The sequence below is a fragment of the Aminithiophilus ramosus genome (assembly GCF_018069705.1).
Taxonomy (GTDB): Bacteria; Synergistota; Synergistia; order Synergistales; family Aminithiophilaceae; genus Aminithiophilus; species Aminithiophilus ramosus.
In genome coordinates this window covers 886,067-907,464 of the sequence record NZ_CP072943.1, presented here as the reverse complement: position 1 = coordinate 907,464, position 21,398 = coordinate 886,067, and the positions used below count along the sequence as shown (strand labels likewise).

Annotated in this window: 17 protein-coding genes; all 17 read left to right on the top strand. The window is 66.1% G+C overall.

All coding sequences use genetic code 11. The features are described 5' to 3' along the window. Positions 1 to 482 precede the first annotated feature (482 nt). On the top strand, positions 483 to 1,526 hold the full coding sequence (carA, locus tag KAR29_RS04060) for a glutamine-hydrolyzing carbamoyl-phosphate synthase small subunit (protein ID WP_274374355.1): 1,044 nt from the start codon (positions 483 to 485) through the stop codon (positions 1,524 to 1,526). Then, complete coding sequence (carB, locus tag KAR29_RS04055; RefSeq protein WP_274374354.1) at positions 1,523 to 4,720, top strand: carbamoyl-phosphate synthase large subunit; 3,198 nt, start codon at positions 1,523 to 1,525, stop codon at positions 4,718 to 4,720. The genes carA and carB overlap by 4 nt, the downstream gene beginning before the upstream one ends. Before the next feature lie 57 nt (positions 4,721 to 4,777). Continuing rightward, entirely contained in the window at positions 4,778 to 6,073 is a 1,296-nt protein-coding gene (miaB, locus tag KAR29_RS04050) for a tRNA (N6-isopentenyl adenosine(37)-C2)-methylthiotransferase MiaB (RefSeq protein WP_274374353.1), read from the top strand. A gap of 6 nt (positions 6,074 to 6,079) precedes the next feature. Further along, a complete protein-coding gene (locus KAR29_RS04045; protein ID WP_274374352.1) occupies positions 6,080 to 6,745 on the top strand; it encodes a ComEA family DNA-binding protein in 666 nt (221 codons plus the stop codon). After that, positions 6,742 to 8,145 carry a ComEC/Rec2 family competence protein gene (locus KAR29_RS04040; protein WP_274374351.1) on the top strand — a complete coding sequence of 468 codons (1,404 nt, stop codon included), beginning with the start codon at positions 6,742 to 6,744 and terminating at the stop codon, positions 8,143 to 8,145. Before KAR29_RS04045 ends, KAR29_RS04040 begins: the two co-directional genes overlap by 4 nt. 55 nt (positions 8,146 to 8,200) lie before the next feature. Beyond that, complete coding sequence (locus KAR29_RS04035) at positions 8,201 to 8,974, top strand: type III pantothenate kinase (RefSeq protein ID WP_274374350.1); 774 nt, start codon at positions 8,201 to 8,203, stop codon at positions 8,972 to 8,974. Further along, positions 8,971 to 10,047: a tRNA dihydrouridine synthase gene (locus tag KAR29_RS04030; RefSeq protein WP_274374349.1), complete on the top strand. Its 1,077-nt coding sequence runs from the start codon at positions 8,971 to 8,973 to the stop codon at positions 10,045 to 10,047. Before KAR29_RS04035 ends, KAR29_RS04030 begins: the two co-directional genes overlap by 4 nt. Before the next feature lie 2 nt (positions 10,048 to 10,049). Continuing rightward, positions 10,050 to 11,561 carry a lysine--tRNA ligase gene (lysS, locus tag KAR29_RS04025; protein ID WP_274374348.1) on the top strand — a complete coding sequence of 504 codons (1,512 nt, stop codon included), beginning with the start codon at positions 10,050 to 10,052 and terminating at the stop codon, positions 11,559 to 11,561. 9 nt (positions 11,562 to 11,570) lie between these two features. Next, a complete protein-coding gene (gene ligA, locus KAR29_RS04020; protein WP_274374347.1) occupies positions 11,571 to 13,652 on the top strand; it encodes an NAD-dependent DNA ligase LigA in 2,082 nt (693 codons plus the stop codon). A 13-nt stretch (positions 13,653 to 13,665) separates the two neighbouring features. Then, a complete protein-coding gene (gene gatC / locus KAR29_RS04015) occupies positions 13,666 to 13,959 on the top strand; it encodes an Asp-tRNA(Asn)/Glu-tRNA(Gln) amidotransferase subunit GatC (RefSeq protein WP_274374346.1) in 294 nt (97 codons plus the stop codon). 2 nt (positions 13,960 to 13,961) lie between these two features. Further along, positions 13,962 to 15,422 carry an Asp-tRNA(Asn)/Glu-tRNA(Gln) amidotransferase subunit GatA gene (gene gatA / locus KAR29_RS04010; protein ID WP_274374345.1) on the top strand — a complete coding sequence of 487 codons (1,461 nt, stop codon included), beginning with the start codon at positions 13,962 to 13,964 and terminating at the stop codon, positions 15,420 to 15,422. Then, positions 15,422 to 16,897, top strand: a complete 1,476-nt coding sequence (gene gatB / locus KAR29_RS04005) for an Asp-tRNA(Asn)/Glu-tRNA(Gln) amidotransferase subunit GatB (RefSeq protein WP_274374344.1) — start codon at positions 15,422 to 15,424, stop codon at positions 16,895 to 16,897. The genes gatA and gatB overlap by 1 nt, the downstream gene beginning before the upstream one ends. A gap of 423 nt (positions 16,898 to 17,320) precedes the next feature. Next, a complete protein-coding gene (locus KAR29_RS04000) occupies positions 17,321 to 17,911 on the top strand; it encodes a class I SAM-dependent methyltransferase (protein WP_274374343.1) in 591 nt (196 codons plus the stop codon). 22 nt (positions 17,912 to 17,933) lie between these two features. Beyond that, on the top strand, positions 17,934 to 18,170 hold the full coding sequence (locus tag KAR29_RS03995) for a hypothetical protein (RefSeq protein WP_274374342.1): 237 nt from the start codon (positions 17,934 to 17,936) through the stop codon (positions 18,168 to 18,170). A 9-nt stretch (positions 18,171 to 18,179) separates the two neighbouring features. Further along, positions 18,180 to 18,380, top strand: coding sequence for a hypothetical protein (locus KAR29_RS03990; RefSeq protein WP_274374341.1), 201 nt, complete (start codon positions 18,180 to 18,182; stop codon positions 18,378 to 18,380). A gap of 334 nt (positions 18,381 to 18,714) precedes the next feature. Then, positions 18,715 to 20,796, top strand: a complete 2,082-nt coding sequence (fusA, locus tag KAR29_RS03985; protein WP_274374340.1) for an elongation factor G — start codon at positions 18,715 to 18,717, stop codon at positions 20,794 to 20,796. A 255-nt stretch (positions 20,797 to 21,051) separates the two neighbouring features. Beyond that, on the top strand, positions 21,052 to 21,372 hold the full coding sequence (locus tag KAR29_RS03980; protein WP_274374339.1) for a hypothetical protein: 321 nt from the start codon (positions 21,052 to 21,054) through the stop codon (positions 21,370 to 21,372). Positions 21,373 to 21,398 lie beyond the last annotated feature (26 nt).

The window sequence follows — 21,398 nt, the reverse complement described above, 5'->3', positions numbered from 1 at the left end:
CTTCTCCCTCAAGAGGGACAAGGTCCGCAGAAGGAGGGTCCGAAGGACGGCGATCTTCTCGTGCTGGGGGTACGGGAGATCGCCGTCGCCTCTTTTCGAGGCCATGTCCCTCGCCAGGCGCCCCGGCCGGGAAAAGAGCCACCGATGCGAGTCGGCCAGCCTGCATCGGCGAGGGGATCCGAGCGGACCTCGAACAGGCGGAACCGATGGCGTCATCCTCCTGGCGGGCCTGCGGATTCGGGGTGATTTTGAGCCCTTGACAGTTTCCCAAAGGGGGCTATAATGCCTCAAGAAAATCGAGGTGATAAACTTGGGAAGAGAGAACCAGGGTTTATAGATTTTTCCGACGGAGTCCCTCTCCCCGACGGGGCGATGGCCGGCGACGTCCGTCCTGTCGGAGCTCTCGCGAGGAGCCGTGGACGATCGGGAAGGCGCAGCGACGGCGCCTCCTTTTTTGTGACCTTTGACGGAGGTGAGGAAACGTGGAAGCCCTTGAACTGCTTTTAAGCGACGGAACGCGCTGGCCCGGCCTCGGAAAGCGAGGCCGGAGTGACGGCGGCGAGGTCGTCTTTACGACGATTCCCACCGGTTTCCCTCAGGCCCTGACCGATCCCTCTTTCGCGGGACAGATCGTCGTCTTCGCCTTCCCCATGGTGGGGTGCTACGGCACCGACGGAGAGCGGTTTGAGAGTCCCCGCATCTGGGCCCGCGGCGTCGTGACGGCTCATCCCTGCCACGGAGAGAGTGCCGGGCCCGATCTTTTCGGATGGATCGAGGAAAACGGGGCCTTCTGGATGGGCGGCGTCGACACGCGCCGTCTCGTGATCCACCTCCGGAGCCGGGGCACTCTGGCTGGCCGCATCGTCTCGCCCGGAGAGGAGGTCCCCGTCGTCGCCGAGGCGGGATCTCCCGTGGCCCAGGTCTCGACGGTCCGTCCCCTCTCCCATCCCGGCAGAGGGCCCAGGATCGCCGTCGTCGACTACGGCGTCAAGGCGGGCATCGTCCGGTCCCTGTTGGCCCGGGGCTGCGCCGTCGATGTCCTTCCCCACGACACGTCCTCCGAGGCGATCCTCGCTCTGAGGCCCGACGGCGTCCTCCTCAGCAACGGCCCCGGCGATCCGGCCCTTCTGGTGGAGGCCGTCTCCGTCGTCGAAGCTCTTCTGGGAAAGGTCCCCCTTTTCGGCATCTGTCTGGGCATGCAGCTTCTGGCCCTCGCCCTGGGGGGCAAGACGGTCAAACTTCCCTTCGGCCACCGAGGGGGCAACCAGCCCGTCATCGAGGCCGGCGGCAAAAAGGGTTTTCTGACGAGCCAGAATCACGGCTATGCTCTGCGCGACGATTCCCTGGAGGGAACGGGGATCACCGTCACCTACCGTCACGGAGGCGACGGTAGCGTAGAGGGCTTTCGCCATCCCGAGACGGGGGCCTGGGGCGTCCAGTTTCACCCCGAGGCGACGCCCGGTCCCGAGGAGAGCGGCGGCCTTTTCGACCTTTTTATCGACCAGTGCAGGGAGGCTGCAGAATGACAGAGGAAAGCCGGGTCTCGAAAGGAAGGTCTCCCCTGGAGGCCATGACGATTCTCGTCCTCGGCTCGGGGCCCATCCGGATCGGCCAGGCCGCCGAGTTCGATTACTCGGGCAGCCAGGCCTGCCGCACCCTCAAGGAGGAGGGCCACCGCGTCATTCTCCTCAACAGCAATCCCGCGACGATCCAGACCGATCTGGGCCTGGCCGACGTGGTCTACCTCCGCCCTCTGACGGCCGACGTCGTCGAAGACGTCCTCAGGGAGCAGAGGCCCCAGGGCGTCATCGCCACCCTGGGAGGCCAGACGGCCCTCAATCTTCTCGTCGAGCTCGACGGGAAGGGACTCTGGGAGCGCTACGGCGTCAAGGTCCTGGGAACCTCCGTCGATTCCGTCCGCCGCTCCGAGGGACGCCTTTCTTTCCGCGATGTCCTGACGGAACTGGGCGAGCCCGTCGTCGAGAGCGCCTATGCGGCCTCCGTCGACGAGGCCCTTGCCTTTGCCGCCGAAGCCTCCTTTCCCCTCGTCGTCCGCCCCGACTACACGCTGGGCGGGACGGGCGGCGGCGTGGCCCGCGACGGAGGGGAGCTGGCCCGCATCGCCCGCGAGGGGCTTGCGGCCTCGCCTGTCGGACGGGTCCTCGTCGAGCGCTATCTCGAAGGATGGCGGGAGATCGAAGTCGAGGTCGTCCGTGACGGTTGGGGCAATGCCCTGGCCGTCTGTTCCATGGAGAACTTCGACGGCATGGGAATCCACACGGGCGACAGCATCGTCGTCGCCCCCGTTCTGACCCTGACCGACGGCCAGTGGCAGCGTCTGCGCTCCTCGGCCCTGCGCATCGTCGAGGGGCTCGCCATCGAAGGGGCCTGCAACGTTCAGTTCGCCTTCAGCCCCGACGGGTCGGACTACGCCGTCATCGAAGTCAATCCCAGGGCCAGCCGCTCCAGCGCCCTGGCCAGCAAGGCCACGGGCTACCCCATCGCCCGCATGGCCGCCCGCATCGCCCTGGGGCAGAGCCTGGCTGAGATGGCCAACCCCGTCACGGGCCAGGGGAGCGCCCTGGCCGAGCCCGTTCTCGATTATGTCGTCGTCAAGTTTCCCCGCTGGCCCTTCGACCGATTCCCTCAGGCCTCGGGCGGGCTGGGGACGCGGATGAAATCGACGGGCGAGGTCATGGCCTTAGGCCTTCATTTCAACCAGGCCCTGCAGAAGGCCCTCCGCTCCCTCGAGCTTCCCTTCGGCCTCCGCGATCCCCTTCTGGCCTCCTTCGGCGACGGGGCCCTCATGGCCAGCGTGGAGAGGGCCGATCATCGCCGTCTCTGGGCCTTCCTCGAACTCCTTCGCCGGGGCCGCGACCCGAAGGAGCTGGCCGACAGGGGCGGCGTCCATCCCTTCTTCCTCTTCGAGTTGGGCCGTCTCGTCGACGTCGAGAGGCGTCTGGCCCTCGAAGGGCTCGAGGACTCCCTCCTCCGTCAGGCCAAGTACGAGGGATTCTCCGACGAAGACGTGGCCCGCTGCGTCTCCCTTCCCGCAGGAGAGGTCGAGGCGCGACGCAAGGCCCTCGGTCTGGAGCGGGCCTTCCGCGAGGTGGACGGCTGCGCCGGCGAGACGCCGACGCACACGGGCTACTACTACGGCGTCTTCGGCGCCGGAGGGGACGTCGTTCCCGCCGATGACCGCCCCTCGGCCCTCGTCCTCGGTTCCGGTCCGATCCGCATCGGCCAGGGTATCGAGTTCGACTACTGCTGCGTCAAGGCCGCCATGGCCCTCCGCAAGGGAGGACTGCGGGCTCTCATGGTGAACAACAACCCCGAGACGGTCAGCACCGATCACGATCTTTCCGATGGCCTCTATTTCGAGCCTCTCACCGTCGAAGATGTCCTTCCCGTCATCGAGAGGGAGCGTCCTCTCGGCGTCCTGGCCGCCTTCGGCGGACAGAGCGCCCTCAAACTCGGCCTGGCCCTGGAAAGACGGGGTGTTGCCCTTCTGGGGACGACGGGCGATGTCATCCGCAGCGCCGAGGACCGGGGGCTTTTTTCCAGTCTCCTCGACGATCTGGGCATTCTCCAGCCGCCGGGGGTGGCCGCCGAGAGCCCCGACGAGGCCAGGCAGGCGGCGCGCTCCCTCGGCTATCCCCTCATGGTACGCCCCAGTTTCGTCATAGGCGGCGTGGCCATGCGCCTCTGTTTCGACGAGAGGGATTTCGAGGAGATCGTCGATCTGGCCTTCTCCGCCGAGAAGGGCCAGTCGGTCCTCATCGATCGCTTTCTTCAGGGGCGCGAGTTCGAGGTCGATGCCCTCTGCGACGGCGAGGATGTCTTCCTTCCGGGCATTTTCGAACACCTCGAGCCGGCCGGGATCCACTCGGGCGACTCGATGGCCCTCTTTCCTGACATGAGCCTCACGGCCGCTCAGCGCCGCGAGATGGTCGAAACGGTCCAGGCCCTTTCGGCGGCCCTGGGCGTCAAGGGGCTGATGAACGTTCAGTTCGTCCTCCACGAGGGGCGTCTCTACGTCATCGAGGCCAATCCCCGGGCCAGCCGGACCGTGCCCATCGCCGCCAAGCTGACGGGCATTCCTCTCGTCGAAATGGCCGTCCGCCTCGCCCTGGGAGTTCCCTTCTCCGATCTGGGGCTGAAGGGAGGCCTTCACGACCATCAGGGACCGAGGGGCGTCAAGGTCCCCGTCTTCTCGACGGAGAAGCTGCCCGGCGTCGATGCCCAGGGCGGCGTCCGGATGCAGTCGACGGGCGAGGCTCTGGGTTTGGGCGACTGCATCTCCGGTGCCCTCATGGAGGCCCTCGCCGGAGCGGGGTGGAAGATCCCCCGCAAGGGGCGCCTTCTCCTCTCCCTGGCCGACCGGGCCAAGCACCAGGCCCCGGCTCTGGCTGCGGCCTTTTCGGCTCTGGGCTGGGAGCTGGAGGCCACGGCGGGCACGGCGGCTCTTCTGAGCCGCTGGGGGTTGGCCGTCTCTTCCGTCGAAAAGGGGACCTCCCTCGTCGAGGCCATGGCCGAGAGGCGGTGGGATCTCGTCGTCAACGTTCCGGGCGAGCATCCCGAGACGATCTCCGACGGATTCCGCCTCAGGCGGGCCGCCGTCGAATCGTCCATCCTCTGTCTCCATACCGTCGAGACGGCCTCGGCCCTGGCCGTGGCCCTGGCGGCGACGGAAAAGGGGAGGACCGGTCGGGCCCTGTAGTCGCCGGGCAAGTCGTGCTATCCTCTTTTCGGGGTCCGCCCCGGGGAGGATGAAAAAATGAACGGTTTCGCTCTGAAGATTTTCGGCTGCCAGATGAACGTCTACGACGGCGATCGCATCGCCTCGGAACTTCGCGTCCGGGGCTGGCGGGAGGTCCCCGAGGAGGAGGCCGATCTCGTCGTCTACGTCACCTGCAGCATTCGCGACAAGGCCGAGCAGAAGGTTCGAAGCGACCTGGGACGGGGCGGCAGGAAGCCTCTTGTCGCCGTCGTGGGCTGCATGGCCCAGAGGGTGGGGCGGGAACTCCTCGCCCGCTTCCCTCAGGTCCGCGTCCTCTGCGGGCCCCGTCAACTGGGACGACTGGCCGGGGCTGTCGAAGAGGCCATGGAGGGGAGGACGACGGTTCTCCTCGACGACGACCCGAGGGCCCTCGAGGACCTGGAGCAGATTCCGAGGCGACGCCAGCTCCCCTTCAAGAGCTTCGTCACCATCGCCCATGGCTGCGACAATTTCTGCACCTACTGCATCGTGCCCCATGTGAGGGGCCGCTTCCAGTCCCGACTTCCCGGGGCCGTCGTCGACGAGGTCCGGTCCCTCGTCGACGACGGCGTCGTCGAGGTGACGCTGCTGGGCCAGAACGTGAACAGCTACGGCACCGATCTGCAGGGGGTCTCCTTTGCCTCCCTCCTGCGCTCTCTTTCTGCCGTCGAGGGACTGCGCCGCCTCCGTTTCGCCACCAACCACCCCAAGGACCTGACCGATGACGTCATCGCCGCCATGGCCGAGGAGCCCAAGATCTGTCCCGCCGTCAACTTGCCCATTCAAGCGGGCAGCGACAGAGTCCTGAAGCTCATGAACCGCGGCTATGACGTGGCCTCCTACGCGGAGAGGATCGGAGCCTTGAGGTCGGCCCTTCCCGACCTGGCCGTCACGAGCGACCTCATCGTCGCCTTTCCCGGCGAGACGGAAGAGGACTTCACTCTTTCTCTCGAGGCGCTGAGGCGTTTCCGCTTCGACCAGGTCCACAGCGCCGCCTACTCGCCCCGTCCCGGGACGGCGGCGGCGTCTTTTCCCGGCCGTCTTCCCGCCATGGAGGCCCGGCGTCGTCTCAACGCCGTCAACGATCTCCAGCTCGGCATCGCCCGAGAGATCAACGCCTCTCTCCTGGGACGGGTCTTCACCGTCCTCGTCGACGGTCCCGCCCACAGGGGCGAGGGGCTTCTCCAGGGGAGGACGGCGACGGACAAGGTCGTCCTCTTTCCCGGTCAGGGTCTTGAGGGGCGTTTCGTCGACGTCGTCGTCGCCGATGCCGACGCCTGGAGTCTCAAGGGGCGTCTCGTCGAAAGGATGTGAGGGATCGTGGAGAGACGCTGGAAGGGGCTGGCCTTTTTTTCCGGAGCCGTCGTCTGTCTCTTTGCCGCCTGGCTCCTCCTGAGCCATTTTTCGGGCCGGTGGGGTTCTCCGGAGCCGACGACGGTGGCCGGTCCGGCTCTGGCCGTCAGGGAGGAGCTGGCCCACCGCCTGCCGCCCTCCGAGCCGGTCGCGGAACGTCCGGAGCGGGTCGAGCCGTCTGAGCCCTGGGTCGTCTACGTCACGGGAGGCATCCGTTCTCCCGGCGTCTATCAGGTCCCTCCCGGATCCCGCGTCTACCTGGCCGTCGAGATGGCCGGAGGCTTTTCGGCCGAGGGGGATAGGGAGGCCATCAATCTGGCCGAACCCCTCGCGGACGGACGTCACCTCCACGTGCCACGCAGGGGAGAGGTCCCGGCTCCTCAGCCGCTCCCCTCCCGCCCGTCGCCCTCTCCCGGCGTTTCGGGGACGGAGAAGGTTCTCGTCGACGTCAACAGGGCCGGGGCTGCCGACCTGGCCACTCTGCCCGGGATCGGCCCCAAGCTTGCCCAGGCCCTCGTCGACGACAGGGAGGCCAAGGGGCCCTTCCGCACCGTCGACGACCTCAAGCGGGTCCGGGGCATCGGCGACGGCAAGCTCGAATCGATCCGTCCTTTCGTCACCGTCGGGCCGTGACCTTTCTCGTCAAGGCGCCGGCCCTCGTCGTCCTGGCGGCCTGGAGCCTGGCCCTGACCTTCCTCGGCAGGGGACTTCCGCCGGGAGCCGTCGTCGCGGCGGCCCTTCTGGCCCCTGTGGGCCTCCTTCTTCTGGGCAGCGACGGCTTCGAGGGCTGGGCGTTCCGCCCGGCCCTCCTCGTCCTTCTCCTCTCTTTGGGAGGGGCGGTCCTCTTCCTGCATCGTCTGGCCGAGCCCTCACTCCCGCCCCGTTACGAAGGCGAGGTCACGGTCCTCTCCGAACGTCCCTGGGGGAAGCGGCGCCTCGTCGTCGTCGAAGGGGGAGGCCTTCGGCTGGCCGCCTTCGTCCCGCCTCGACAGGTCGTCGGGGCAGGATCGCACCTCGACGTCGAAGGGGAGGTCCTTCCTCTCCGAAAGGCTCGAGAGGGGGAGTCTTTCGACTTCTCCCGCTGGGCCAGGGCCCGAGGAATCGAGGGCGAGCTCCGACCCGGCCGGTGGCGTCTCCTTGACGGAAAGAGCGGTTGGGCCTGGCGGCGAGCCCGGATCGAGGCGGCCCTTCTTCTGAAGCTGCCGCCTCTCATGAGAGGCCACCTGCTGGCGGCCTGGACGGGCGGACGCGACCCCGATCTGGCCCGAGCCCACCGGCGCTGGGGAACGTCGCATCTTCTGGCCGTCTCGGGCTTTCATGTCGGCCTCGTCGCCTCGGCGATCCTGCTTTTCGCCGGGCCGTCGACGGTGGGGCTCGTCGTCGCCTCTGCCCTCGTCTGGGCCTATGTCTTCCTGGCGGGCGCTCCGGCCAGCGCCGTCAGGGCGGCCCTGATGGTCCAGCTCTACCTCCAGGGAAGGCAGATGGGACGGCGGGGAGGCGGAGTGAACGCCGTCGCCCTGGCGGGGCTGATCCTTCTGGCCTGGCGTCCCTGGTGGTTCTGGGACGTGGGGTGGCGTCTTTCCATGACGGCTGTTCTCACTCTGACGGCCCTGCCTGATTGGGGCAAGGGAACGGCTTTTCTGGCCGGTCCCCTCGTCTGGCTCACGACGGCTCCCGTCGCCGCCGAGGTCTTCGGCGTCGTGCCCCTGGCCGGAATCGTCCTCAATCTGGTCGCGCTGCCCCTTTTTGCCTTTCTCCTGCCTCTGGCCTCTCTGGCGGCCCTGCCGGTCCTGGCGGGCTGGCGCGGCGGCGCGGCGGCGGCCCGTTTCGGTGAAGACCTCTTCGCCCTCTGGGCTCGGGCTGCCGACGGGGCGGCGAACCTCTTGGTGGGAGAGGTGACCTTCTCGGCTTTGATCTACGCCGCCGGGACCTTCGTCCTCTTTCTGCTTCTGGCCCGCAAAGTCGGCGTCGGTCCCCCGCGTTCCCTGGCGGCCGCTTTGGCCCTGACCCTTTTCTGCGCGACTTCTCTTTAAAAAAGGTGCCACACGAGGCCGGGCTCTTCCCGGCCCTCTTCAGGAGGGATAGACGATGCTTCTCGTGATCGACGTGGGCAACACGAACACCACCGTAGGCGTCTTCGACGGCTCCAAACTGAAATCCCATTGGCGCCTCATGTCGGAGCGTCACACGGCCGACGAAGTCGGCATCTACCTGCTCAACCTGCTCCGCACGGCCGACATCGATCCCCGATCCATCGACGGCGCCATCATGGCCTCCGTCGTGCCCCCCCTCGACGGGGCCTTCTCGGAGGGAATCGACCGTTATCTGGGACGGACCTGCCTCAAGGTCTCGACCGATCTCGATCTGGGCATCGTCATCGGCTACGGTGCCCCTCACGAGGTGGGTGCCGACAGGATCGTCGATGCCGTGGCCGGCGTGGCCCGCTACGGGGCTCCCCTCGTCATCGCCGACTTCGGGACGGCCATCACGCTTAACGTCATCGACGCCAAGGGCGTCTATCTCGGCGGGGCCATCGCGCCGGGACTCATGACGAGCATGGAGGCCCTCTTCGGCCGGACGGCCAAGCTGCCCAAGATCGCCCTCGAGGCCCCTTCGAGCGTCATCGGAAGGACGACGATGGAATCGATTCAGGCCGGCATTCTCTACGGCAACGCCGGCCTTGTCGACGGCCTCGTCCGGCGCATCTGGGATGCCTTGGGGCGGAAGACGACGGTCATCGCCACGGGAGGGCTGGCCTCGGCCGTGGCCGCCCATTCGGAGACGATCGAGACCGTCGATCCCTGGCTCACGCTGGAGGGGCTCCGCATCCTCTACGAACGGAACGGGGTCCCTCGTTCATGACAGAAGGCTTCCCTCTTGGTCACGCCAGGCTGGCCGTCGGCGGCCTCGACCTGGCCAACCCCCTCTGGCTGGCCCCTTTGGCCGGCGTCACCGTCCCGGCCGTGCGCGCCTTCTTTCGCCGCCTCGGCGTGGCCCTGACCCATACGGAGATGGTCAGCGCCGCCGGGATCGTCATGTCCAACAAAAAGACGGAGGCCATGGTGGCCTCTCCCGACGGGCGGGACCGGCCTCTGGTCATGCAGCTTTTCGGCGACGACCCCCTTCTCGTCGAGAGGGGGGCCCGGCGGGCTCTGGCCGTGGGCGGTTTCGACGCCCTGGGGCTCAATATGGCCTGTCCCATGCCCAAGGTCTTCCGCAAGGGATCGGGGGCCCGCCTTCTCGAGGTGCCCCAAAGGGCCCGGGAGATGGTTCTTCGCCTTTCCGATCTGGGCCTTCCCCTCTGGGTCAAGCTGAGGAAGACGACGGCGCTTCACCCCCTGGCGACGGAGGATTTCGCCGCCGCTCTCATCGAGGCCGGCGCCGATCACCTGACCCTTCACGGCCGTACGGCGGCCCAACGCTACGAGGGCGTCGCCGACAGAGAGGCCGTCCTCTCCCTCGCCCGGGCCTTCCCGGGCCGGGTGAGCGCCAGCGGCGATGTCTTCTCCGTCGAGGCGATCCGAAGCTATCTTGACGGAGGCTGCGTCGGCGTCTTCCTGGCCCGGGGGATTCTGCGCGATCCCTTCCTCGTCCCCAGGGCCTTGGCTGCATTGGGATACGACGTCGACGAAAGCCTGCTCGTCCCGGCGCCGGAGAGGGAACTGGACCTTCTGATGGAGATGGGCCGGGCTCTGCTCGATCAGGAGGGAGAACGCTTTGCCCTCGTCTTGCTCAAGCGGTTCGTCTCCTGTATGTTTAAAGGGTTTACCGGCGCATCGGCCTTCCGCCGCGCCGTGGCCGTCGAGATGACCTGGGAGGGGCTCTCCTCTCGCCTCATCGAGGGGCGGAGCCTTTTTCGATATGAGACGCTGCGTGAAGGATGCCTGCCGTCAGGTCCTGTGCCCCCTTCCGGGGCGCGAAAGGAGAGCGTTTAAGGATGTCGGAACCGAAAGAGATGGAATGGACTCTGGAAGAGGAGAATGAAGTCTACCGCCAGAGGATGGAGAAGCTCGACCGCCTGCGCCGGGAAGAGGGGTACGACCCCTTTCTCGTCGATCGCTGGGAGAGGGAGACGACTCTGGCCGAAGTGGCCCGGAACTTCGCCCATCTGAAGGAGGACGAGCACGTCGAAGACCGCCTCGTCACCGCCGGACGGGTCCTCACCGTTCGCAAGCACGGCAAGGCCTCTTTCCTCACCGTCGGCGACGAGACGGCGACGCTGCAGCTCTACTTTCAGGTCGACGCCCTGGGCGAGGAGTCGTACGGTTTCTTCAAGAAATGGGTCGACAGCGGGGATTTCGTCGGCGTCGTGGGCCATCCTTTCCGGACCCGACGGGGCGAGCTCTCCCTCCAGGTCGACTCCTTCAAGCTTCTCTCCAAGGCCCTTCGCCCTCTGCCGGAGAAATGGCATGGCCTGAAGGACACGGAGACGCGCTACCGCCGGCGCTACGTCGACCTCATCGCCAACCCCGAGGTGCGTGACGTCTTCCGCAAGCGGAGCCTCATCATCGCCACCTTCCGCCGCGTCCTGGAGGCCCACGGGACCCTCGAGGTGGAGACGCCGACTCTGTCTCCCCTCGCCGGAGGGGCCAATGCCCGTCCCTTCGTCACCTATCACAACGCCCTCGGTCTGGATATGTATCTCCGCATCGCCACCGAGCTCTACCTGAAGCGCCTCATCGTGGGCATGATGGGCCGCGTCTACGAGATCGGCAAGAACTTCCGCAACGAGGGCATCGACGCCATGCACAACCCGGAGTTCACGGCCATGGAGGTCTACTGGGCCTACGCGAACTACGAGGACATGATGAATCTCACCGAGGAGATCATCTCGGCCTGCGCCGATGCCGTGGGGAGCCGCGTCGTCGACTACCAGGGGACGGAGATCTCCTTCGAACGTCCCTTTCGGAGGGGCACCATGGTCGATCTCGTCCGCGAACACTGCGGCGTCGACTTCCACGCCTGGAAGAGCGACGACGAGGCCCGATCCGAGGCCAAAAGGCGCCACATCGAGATCAAGGGCGACGAGAGCCGCTTCATCGTCCTCTCCAAGCTCTTCGAGGAGTTCGTCGAGGAAAAGCTCATCCAGCCCACCTTCGTCCTCGGCCATCCGACGGAAATCTCCCCTCTGGCCAAGAGGAACCCAGACGAGCCCGATTTCACGAACCGCTTCGAGCTCTTCGTCTACGGCAAGGAAGTGGCCAACGCCTTCAGCGAGCTCAACGATCCCATCGATCAGAGGGGACGTTTCATGGATCAGCTCCAGAAGAAGGAGGCCGGGGACGACGAGGCCCACGCCTTCGACGAGGACTTCATCAACGCCCTCGAGTACGGTCTGCCTCCCACGGGTGGCCTGGGCATCGGCATCGACCGCCTCGTCATGTTCCTGACCAACTCCCGCTCCATCAGGGACGTCATCTTCTTTCCCACCATGCGCCCCCGAGACTAGGGGGAGACCGTGACCGTTCCGAGCCGCGGCGAGGCCTCCCGGAGGATCGCGATCCTCCGGGAGGAGCTGGCCCGCCACGAACACCTCTACTACGTCCTGGACAGGCCCGAGATCTCCGACGATGTCTATGATTCCCTCATGACCGAGCTTCTCGGGCTCGAAAGGGCCTGGCCCGACCTCGTCGAACCCGACTCGCCGACGCGCCGCGTCGGCGGCAGGCCCGTCGAGGGCTTCGAGAAGGTCGAACACGCCGCGCCCATGCTGAGCCTGGAAAACGGCTTCTCCGAGGAGGACGTCCGGGCCTTTCTGGCCCGCGTCGAGCGGACCCTGGGCCGCCTGCCTCCTCTGTCCGGCGAGCTCAAGATCGACGGCCTTGCCGTCTCCCTCCTCTACGAGGAGGGGCGTTTCGTCCGCGGCCTGACCCGCGGTGACGGCCGCTTCGGCGAGGACGTGACCTCCAACCTCAGGACGATCCGCTCCCTTCCCCTGCGCCTCCGCGAGGCTCTGCCGGGGCGGCTCGAAGTGAGGGGCGAGGTCTACATGAAAAAAGAGGACTTCGCCTCCCTCAACGCCGAGAGGGAGGAGGAGGAGCTCCCCCTTTTCGCCAACCCGCGCAACGCCGCCGCCGGGAGCCTGCGCCAGCTCGATCCGGCCGTGACGGCCTCGCGCCGCCTTTCGGTCTATCTCTACCAGATCGTCGAGGCCCCTCTTCAGGGTCTGACGAGCCAGAGCGCGGTCCTGGAGCGTCTCCGCGAGCTGGGTTTCCCCGTCCAGCCCGGTCACGCCCTCTGCCGCGACGGCGACGAGGCCCTGGCCTACCTGGAGCGGTGGAAAGAGGAACGCTTTTCCCTTCCCTACGTCACCGACGGCGCCGTCCTCAAGGTGGATGACATCGCCGCCTGGGAGACTCTGGGCGCGACGGCCAAGACGCCCCGCTGGGCCCTGGCCTTCAAGTATCCCCCGGAGGAGAAGAAGACGCGGATCAGGGAGATCATCGTCTCCGTGGGGCGCACCGGTGCCCTCACCCCCGTGGCCCTTCTCGATCCGGTCCCTCTCTCGGGCTCCGTCGTCCAGAGGGCCAGCCTTCACAATCAGGACGAGGTGGATCGCAAGGACGTCCGAATCGGCGATCGGGTCATCGTCCGCAAGGCCGGTGAGATCATCCCCGAAATCGTCGCCGTCGACGTCGAGGCCCGCGACGGCAGCGAGAGGCCCTTCCGCCTTCCCGAGAGGTGTCCCGTCTGCGGCGCCTCTTCCGTCCGCCTTCCCGGCGAGGCGGTTCTCCGCTGCCCCAATCGCTCCTGTCCGGCTCAGCTCCGCGAGGGGCTGCGCCACTTCGCCTCCCGAGGCGCCATGGATATCCGGGGCCTGGGAGAGAAGATCGTGGCCCAGCTCGTTGACAGGGGGCTCGTGACGACCCTGGCCGACCTCTACGAGCTGGACAGGGAAAAACTTCTCATGCTGGAACGGATGGGGGAGAAGTCGGCATCGAACATCATCCAGGCCCTGGAGACCTCGAAAAAGCGCCCCCTGGCCCGTCTCCTGGCTGCCCTGGGCATCCGCTACGCCGGGGCCCGCGTGGCCGAGATCCTCGCTCAGGCCTTCGGCTCCGTCGAGGCCCTGGCCGCCGCCTCCGAAGAGACTCTGGCCGACGTCGACGGCGTGGGACCCGTCATCGCCGCCTCGGTGGCGGCCTTCTTTGCCGACGAGGCCAATCGGCGCACGCTCGATCGCCTGGCCCGACTGGGCCTGCGCACCTCGGAGGCACGCCGGGCCGCCTCGGTCCCCCTTCCCTGGGAGGGGAGACGCGTCGTCTTCACCGGCGAGCTTCAGCGGGCTACCCGGGCCGAGGCGGAGGAGAGAGTCCGAGCCCTCGGCGCCCTTCCCTCGTCGAGCGTCAGCGCCAAGACCTTCCTCGTCGTCGCCGGAGAGAAGGCGGGCGGCAAGCTCGACAAGGCCCGCGCCGCCTCGGCGGCGATCGTCGACGAGGAGACTTTCTGGCGCCTCGTCGGCGAGGCGGAAGACCTTTTCCGGTCGACCGCGCCGGAGGGGGAAAAAGAGGTTACGGTGGAGAATCACGATCCACGATAAAGGAGGGAATCTTATGGCCATCACGGAAGACGAAGTGAGGCATGTGGCCCGGCTGGCCCGCCTCGAAGTGGAGGCGGAGGAAGTCTCGGCCCTGGCGGGGCATTTCAACGCCATCATGGGACACTTCGAGAGCCTGCAGGAAGTGGACGTTTCCCATGTCGGCGATGTCGTCGACGTCGTCGCCGACATTCCCCCCTGGCGGGAGGATGTCGTCGTCGTCTGGGACAACCGGGAAGGAGCCCTGGCCCAGGCACCCGACAGAGACGACGACTTCTTCCGCGTCCCCCGGATTCTGGAGGAGGCCTGACGATGAAGCTCTTTGAACGTTCCGCCGCCGATCTGGCCCGGGCCGTAAGGGAAGGGAAGTTCTCCGTCTCCGAAGTCGTCGAGGCTCATCTGAGCCGGTTGGAGAGGATGGAGCCGGCCCTGTCGGCCCTGGTGACGCCCATGAGAGAGGAAGCCCGCTCCCGCTCTGCCGCCCTCGACATCGCCCTCGACAGAGGAGAGAAGACCGGCCCCCTGACGGGCGTTCCCGTCATCGTCAAGGACAACTTCTGTACCCGTGGCGTCCGCACGACCTGTTCGAGCCGCATGCTCGAACAGTGGGTTCCTCCCTACGATGCCTCCGTCGTCCGCTACCTCGAAGAGGCCGGTGCGATCCTCATCGGCAAGGCCAATATGGACGAATTCGCCATGGGCAGCTCGACGGAGCATTCGGCCTTCTTCACCACGTCCAATCCCTGGGATCCCCAGCGCGTTCCCGGAGGGAGCTCGGGCGGCAGCGCGGCGGCCTGTGCCGCCGGTTATGCCCCCCTCACCTTCGGCAGCGACACGGGAGGGTCCATTCGCCAGCCCGCCGCCTTCTGCGGCGTCTACGGCTTCAAACCCACTTACGGCATGGTGAGCCGCTACGGCCTCGTTCCCTTCGCCTGTTCCCTCGACCAGATCGGTCCCTTTTCCCGCAGCCTCGAGGACCTCCTCCTGGCCATGGAGGTCGTCGCCCGCCCCGACGAGCGTGACGGCACATGCAGTCGCCGTCCCAGGCCCGCTTTCCTGAGTGCCCTCGAGACGGAATCGCTGAAGGGCAAGAAGATCGGTCTCGTGAAGGAGTTTTCCGCCTACGAGATCGACGGGGCCATCGACGCGACCTTGAAGGACGTCGCCGATCTTCTCCGGTCGGCCGGCGCCGAGATCGTCGACGTCTCTCTCCCGACGATGAAACACGCCCTGGCCTGCTACTACATCATCGCCCCCGCCGAGGCCAGCTCGAACCTGGCCCGCTTCGACGGCGTCCGCTACGGTCTCTCGGCCCAGGCCGAGGGGCTTCTCGAACTCTATTTCAGGACGCGCCGTCTCGGCTTCGGTCCCGAGGTGAAACGCCGCCTCCTGACGGGGACCTACGTCCTCAGCTCGGGCTACTACGACGCCTATTACAACAGGGCCCTCAAGGTCGTCAGCATTCTCAAAGACGAGTTCGAGAGGGCCTTCTCCGAGGTGGACCTTCTCCTGACGCCGACGACGCCCACTCTTCCCTTCAGGAAGGGGGAGAACATGGGCGATCCCATCAAGATGTACATGAGCGACCTCTTCACGTTGCCGGCCAACATGGCCGGACTGCCGGCCCTCTCTCTCAACGGCGGCTACAGCGGAGGCCTTCCCGTGGGGGTTCAACTCATGGGACCCCGTTTCGGCGAGATGGAGATCTTCGGTGCCGCCGCCGTCATCGAGAAAAGACTGGGCCTGCCCCGAATCGCAGGAGGTGACCTCTGATGGCCCTCACCTTCCAGACTGTCATCGGACTTGAGATCCACGTCCAGCTGGCGACGAAGACGAAGCTCTTTTGCTCCTGCTCGACGAACTACATCGGCGCCCGTCCCAACAGCAACGTCTGCCCCGTCTGCCTGGGCCAGCCGGGAGCCCTCCCCGTCGTCAACGGCAGGGCCGTCGAGCTGGCGGCCCGCGTGGGCCTCGCCCTCGGCTCGAAGGTCCAGGAGGCGACGCGCTTTCACCGCAAGAACTACTTCTACCCCGACCTCTCCAAGGATTATCAGATCAGCCAGTACGACCTGCCCATCTGCGCCGGAGGGCTCGTCTCCTTCACCGACGACGAGGGCGAGACGGTGCGCGTGGCCATCACGAGGGCCCATCTGGAGGAGGACGCCGGCAAGCTCGTCCATCCCAGCTCCGACGGCCGTCTGGCCGGAGCGGCCCACTCCCTGGTCGACTACAACCGCGGCGGCGTGCCGCTCCTGGAGATCGTCTCCGAGCCCGACATGACCTGTCCGGCCCACGCCCGGCTCTACACGGAGCAGATCCGCCGTCTCGTCCGTTACCTGGCCGTCTCCGACGGAGACATGGAGTCGGGATCGCTCCGCGTCGACGCCAACATCTCTCAGAAGGTCTCCGACGGCCGCTGGGGCTCCCGGGTCGAGATCAAGAACATGAACTCGCTTCGGGCCCTCGAACGGGCTCTCGAATACGAGGAGGGACGCCAGCGGAAGGTCCTCTCCGAGGGAGGCGAGATCCGCCAGGAGACGCGCCACTGGGACGATGGCGAGGGAAAGACCCGTTCCATGAGGAGCAAGGAGGAGGCCCACGACTACCGTTACTTCCCCGATCCCGATCTTCCCCCCCTTATCGTCGACAGAGATCGTCTCGAGAGGGTCCGGTCGGCCATGCCCGAACTTCCCTGGGAGGCCGAGCGTCGCCTCGTCGACGCCTACGGACTGGGAGCGGAAGACGCCAAGGTCATCGCCGAAAGCGCAGCCGCCGTGGCCTACCTCGACGGCTGCGTCCGGGCCGGTGCCGAGGCCAGGCGCGCCGCCAACTGGGTTCGCACCGAAGTCCTCCGAGTCCTCAACGAAAAGAGAATCTCTCTGGAGGCCTTTCCCCTCAAGGCCGAAAATCTGGCGGCCCTCCTCGTCCTCGTCGAAGGCAAGGGGCTCTCGACGACGGCAGCCAAGGACGTCTTCGACGTCATGGTCCGTGACGGATCGCCTCTGGAGGCGGCCATGGCCGCTACGGGCGTCGTCTCCGGTCAGGTCTCCGGATCCCGCCTGGAGGAGATCGTCGAGACGATCCTCGCGGCCAACGTCGAGGCCGTCGAGGCCGTCGAGGCCGTCCGGAGCGGCAAGGATCTCAAGGGCAAGAAGATCAAGTTCCTCCAGGGCCTCGTCATGCGCGAGATCCGCGGTCAGGCCGACGCCGTCCAGGTCGAGGCCGTTCTGAAGCGGAAGCTGATCTGAAGGCCGATCGCGTGAACTCGGTCCTCGGACGGCTCGCCCCACAGGGGAGCTGCCCGGGGACTTTTTGCTTTCATGGGGGGGCGGCCCTGAAAGGATTCCTGCCCCTCTCCGGTCCTCTCCCGGCAAAGGCGGCAGAGAAAAGGCATGCCCCTTCTTGACGACGACGGAGGGTGTTCTTCCAGGGGAAACGGTCCTCCCGGTGAGGATCTTCCGGGAGAGGGCCGCTTTTCGCCTGCCTCCGGGCCTTCGTCGGACGTCCTTGCCCCTGCCGGAAATTTCAGATATTCCGAAAGGAGCGGTCCTGTCCTGGTCTTCCTTCTTCTTGCGACGGTCGCGTTTGTCCTCCTGTTTTCCCTCGTCTGGCGGCGCCGCTCGCGCCGCGTCTCCCTTCCCTGCCCGGCTTGGTTGGGGTGGATGGTGGAGATGGAGAATCCTTTTTTTCGGAACCACCGGTCGTCGTCGATCATCGAAGCGCTCGATCTGAATCCGACCATGACGGTTCTCGATTTCGGCTGCGGCCCCGGCCGCCTCACCCTGCCTCTGGCCCGGGCTCTCAGGGAGGGAGGTTCGGTCGTCGCCTTCGATATGCAGCAGGCCATGCTCGACCGGGTTCGGGTTCGGGCCGAGAACGAGGGCCTTTCCAACGTCGCCTATGTCCGAGGCGAGGCAGGAGAGGGAAAGGTCGATCCGGGCCGTTTCGACAGGATCCTCCTCGTGGCCGTCTTGGGCGAAATTCCCGATAGGGAGGGGGCCCTTGGGGAAATGCGCCGAGGACTGAAGAGGGAGGGCCTTCTCTGCCTGTCCGAGGTGATCGCCGACCCCCATTTCCAGGGGCGGGAAGAGGTGCGCCGACTGGCCTCTTCGGCGGGTTTCATCGAAAGGGCCTTTTTCGGTTCCCCTTGGGCCTATACGCTTTTGCTGGCTCCCGATCTCTCCCTGTCCGATCGTTCTGAGATGGGGTCCGCGTCGTCCGAAAGAGACCTTGCGGAAGAAAGCCTCAGGGTAGATTCGTAAGAAGGATGGAGGGTAATCGAAGATGATTTTCAGAAAGACTTTCGATGCCGACGGCGTCGACTGGCAGAAAGTGGCGGACCTTCTGAAGGAGGCGGCCATGGCCTCCTTCGAGGCCGAGCGCCACGAGAGGGCCTTCCGAAACAGCGCCGTCACCGTCTTTTTCTACGACGGAGAGCGCCTCGTCGCCTTAGGGCGGGCCCTCTCCGACGGGGCCTATCAGGCGGCTCTCTACGATGTGGCCGTCTGCCCCGACTATTAGGGAAGGGGATTGGGGCGGGCCGTCGTCGAGGCCCTTCTGGAGAGGCTGACTGCCATGAACGTCCTTCTCTACGCCTCGCCCGGGAAGGAGGCCTTCTACGAGAAGTTCGCTTTCAGGAGAATGAAGACGGCCATGGCCCGCTTTGTCGACGTGGAAAAGGCCATGGAGCGAGGTTTTGTCGACAGCGGCTCTCGCGGGAAGGATTCCTGAGAGAGCCCGGGGCAATCTCTTCCCGTCGAAGCCGATGAGGCTGGCCGAGGGAACTCCGGCTCGGGGCGTCTCGGTTGCGATGTCGCCTTTGCAGGGGAAGGCCTTCTTCCCCTGCGGGATGGGGCGACGGTCTTCGCTGTCCTCCGGAGGGAGTGGTCTCGCGCGAGGCGAAGACGCGGCCTGTGTTCGGGGCTTTTCATGGGATCGGCTGGTTGTATACTCTAATTGACCTTTTCGTCACAGGTGCGTAATATAAGGCCTTGGATACTCTCACCGTTTACCTGTAGGTTTCGTCCCGTATCGCAAACCATCGCAGACAGAGGGGGAATCATTTATGGGGACACGCAAGCCGGAGGATATTCGTAGCATCGCGATCGCCGCTCATGGCGGGGCGGGCAAGACATCGCTCACCGAGGCCATGCTCTTCAACACGGGCGCGGTGACGCGCATGGGGAAGATCGAAGACGGCAACACCGTTTCGGACTTCACGCCCGAAGAGCAGAAGCGTCAGATCTCGATCAATACCTCTCTGGCCACGCTCACCTATAGGGGCAAGACGGTCTATGCCCTTGATACCCCCGGATTCTCCGACTTCGTCGGCGAGCTGCGGTCGGCCATGCGTGTCGCCGATGGCGCTGCCATCGTCGTCAGCGGCGTCCACGGCGTCGAGGTCCAGACGGAGAAGGCCTGGGAGTTCGCCGACGAGTTCGGCCGTCCCACCGTCTTCTTCGTCAGCAAGATGGACAAGGAAAACGCCGATTTCGGCAAGACCGTCGAGAACATTCAGGAGGCCCTGACGGCCAATGCCCTTCCCGTTCTTCTCCCCATCGGGCAGGAGGCCTCCTTCAAGGGCGTCGTCGACGTCCTCACGGGCAAGGCCTATACCTACAGGGGCAACGGCGGCAAGGACTTCACCGTCGGTGAAATGCCGGCCGATATGGCCGATGCCGTCGCCGCCGCCCGCGAGGCCCTCGTCGAGCGGGCCGTCGAAGTCGACGACGAGGCCATGATGCGCTACCTCGACGGAGAAACCCTCCAGGACGAGGAGATCGCCGCCCTTCTGCGCCGCTCCGTCGTCGAGTGCAGGCTCTTCCCCGTCGTTCCCGGCGCCGGGCCGGCCAACGTGGGCATCACCCAGTTCCTCGACGTCGTCGTCGACCTCCTGCCGTCGCCCCTCGAGACGGCACCCCGCCCGGCCCTCAGAGGGGAAGAGGAAGTCCTTGTCGCTCCCGACCCCAAGGGGCCCTTCTACGCCCTCTGCTTCAAGGTCATGGTCGACCCCTACGTGGGCAAGCTCTCCTTCATCCGCGTCGTCTCCGGAGGTCACTCGACGGATACGACGGTCTTCAACGTCAACCGCGGCGAGGAGGAGCGCGTCAGCGTCTACAAGCTCATGACGGGCAAGAACGGCGTCGACAGCAAGGACGTCGTCGTCGGCGACATCGTCGCCGTTCCCAAGCTCGTCTCGGCCGCCGTGGGCGACACTCTGGCCGCCAAGGGGGCCAGCCTGATTCTGCCGCCCATCAAGTTCCCCCGTCCCATCTACAGCCTCGCCGTGAGTCCCAAGACGCGGGCGGACCTGGACAAGCTGGCCAGCGCCGTCCGCAAGATCCTCGACGAGGACATGACCCTCCAGTTCGACAAGAACGCCGAGACGGGCGACAACGTCCTCTCCGGCATGGGCGACGTCCACCTCGACATCGTCCTGGCCCGCGTCAAGGAGCGCTACGGCGTCGATCTCGAGGTGGCCACTCCGGCCGTCCCCTACAGGGAGACGATCCGCAAGCCCGCCAAGGCCCAGGGCAAGCACAAGAAACAGACGGGCGGACACGGCCAGTACGGCGACGTCCATATCGAGTTCTCTCCTCTGGGCAAAGACGAGGGTTTCGTCTTCGAGGACAAGATCGTCGGAGGCTCCGTTCCCAAGAACTTCATCCCCGCCGTCGAGAAAGGCCTGCGGGAGGTGAAGAACAAGGGCGTCCTGGCAGGCTTCCCCGTCGTCGACTTCAAGGCCTCCCTCTTCTTCGGCTCCTACCATGACGTGGACTCGTCGGAAATGGCCTTCAAGCTCGCCGCCCATCTGGCCTTCAAAAAGGGCATCGCCGAGGCCTCTCCCGTCCTGCTCGAGCCCATCATGAACGTCGAGGTCGTCGTTCCGGAGGAGTATCTCGGCGACGTCATGGGCGACTTCAACAGCCGTCGGGGCCGCATCATGGGCATCGATTCCAAGGGGCGCCTCCAGATCGTCAAGGCCCAGGTCCCCCTGGCCGAGATGTTCCGTTACGCCATCATCCTCCGTTCCATGACCTCGGGACGGGGCAACTTCACCATGAGCTACTCCCACTACGAAGACGTGCCCGGCGACATCTCCAAGAAGGTCATCGCCGCCCGCAAGGTCGAGGAGGAAGAGGAGTAGGCCGTCAAAGACGGGGGCTTCCTTGGCCGTCACGAAGGAGGGGGAGAGCCTGGGGCTCTCCCCCTCCTTCGTGACGGGATTTCGTCTCGTGGCTCGGCGGTTCACGGCGATTTCGACCCCGGTCGGACCTCGAGTTCGGATCTTGCGGCGACGCCTCCTCCTTTCCGACGACAGTGTCGCCGTCGCCATGATCGCGGCCTTTCGGTATAGTGGAGGGAGAAGGCAGAAAAAGAAGATCCAAGGAGGCCGCCCGCCGTGAGATCGCCCTCTTCGCCGATCCTTTCGCCCGATGACGCCGCCCTGTCCCGAAGGGCGATCCGCCTTGCCCTTTTCTTGCTTTTCCTGCTCTGTCCGGCCGGGGTCTCGGCGGGCGATCCCCTCGTTCTCCTCTCTCCCGAGGAGCGGGACTATCTGGAGCGTCTCGGTCCGGTGAAGATGTGCGTCGATCCCGATTGGGCCCCTTATGAGTGGATCGACGGAGAGGGGCACTACGGGGGAATCGCCGTCGATCTCGTCGCCCTTGCCCGAGAGGGCGGTGCGGAGTCCCTTCTCGGTGCCGCCGACAGGGCCCTCTAGCAGGCCAAGCGAGAGGGGCGGAACCG

Bases quoted from the DNA above. Each gene is read 5' to 3' on its own strand.
- fusA (WP_274374340.1), top strand. From the start codon at position 18,715: ATGGGGACACGCAAGCCGGAGGATATTCGTAGCATCGCGATCGCCGCT.
- gatB (WP_274374344.1), top strand. From the start codon at position 15,422: ATGGCCCTCACCTTCCAGACTGTCATCGGACTTGAGATCCACGTCCAG.
- lysS (WP_274374348.1), top strand. From the start codon at position 10,050: ATGTCGGAACCGAAAGAGATGGAATGGACTCTGGAAGAGGAGAATGAA.
- carB (WP_274374354.1), top strand. From the start codon at position 1,523: ATGACAGAGGAAAGCCGGGTCTCGAAAGGAAGGTCTCCCCTGGAGGCC.
- KAR29_RS04000 (WP_274374343.1), top strand. From the start codon at position 17,321: ATGGAGAATCCTTTTTTTCGGAACCACCGGTCGTCGTCGATCATCGAA.
- gatC (WP_274374346.1), top strand. From the start codon at position 13,666: ATGGCCATCACGGAAGACGAAGTGAGGCATGTGGCCCGGCTGGCCCGC.
- gatA (WP_274374345.1), top strand. From the start codon at position 13,962: ATGAAGCTCTTTGAACGTTCCGCCGCCGATCTGGCCCGGGCCGTAAGG.
- miaB (WP_274374353.1), top strand. From the start codon at position 4,778: ATGAACGGTTTCGCTCTGAAGATTTTCGGCTGCCAGATGAACGTCTAC.
- KAR29_RS04035 (WP_274374350.1), top strand. From the start codon at position 8,201: ATGCTTCTCGTGATCGACGTGGGCAACACGAACACCACCGTAGGCGTC.
- KAR29_RS04030 (WP_274374349.1), top strand. From the start codon at position 8,971: ATGACAGAAGGCTTCCCTCTTGGTCACGCCAGGCTGGCCGTCGGCGGC.
- KAR29_RS03995 (WP_274374342.1), top strand. From the start codon at position 17,934: ATGATTTTCAGAAAGACTTTCGATGCCGACGGCGTCGACTGGCAGAAA.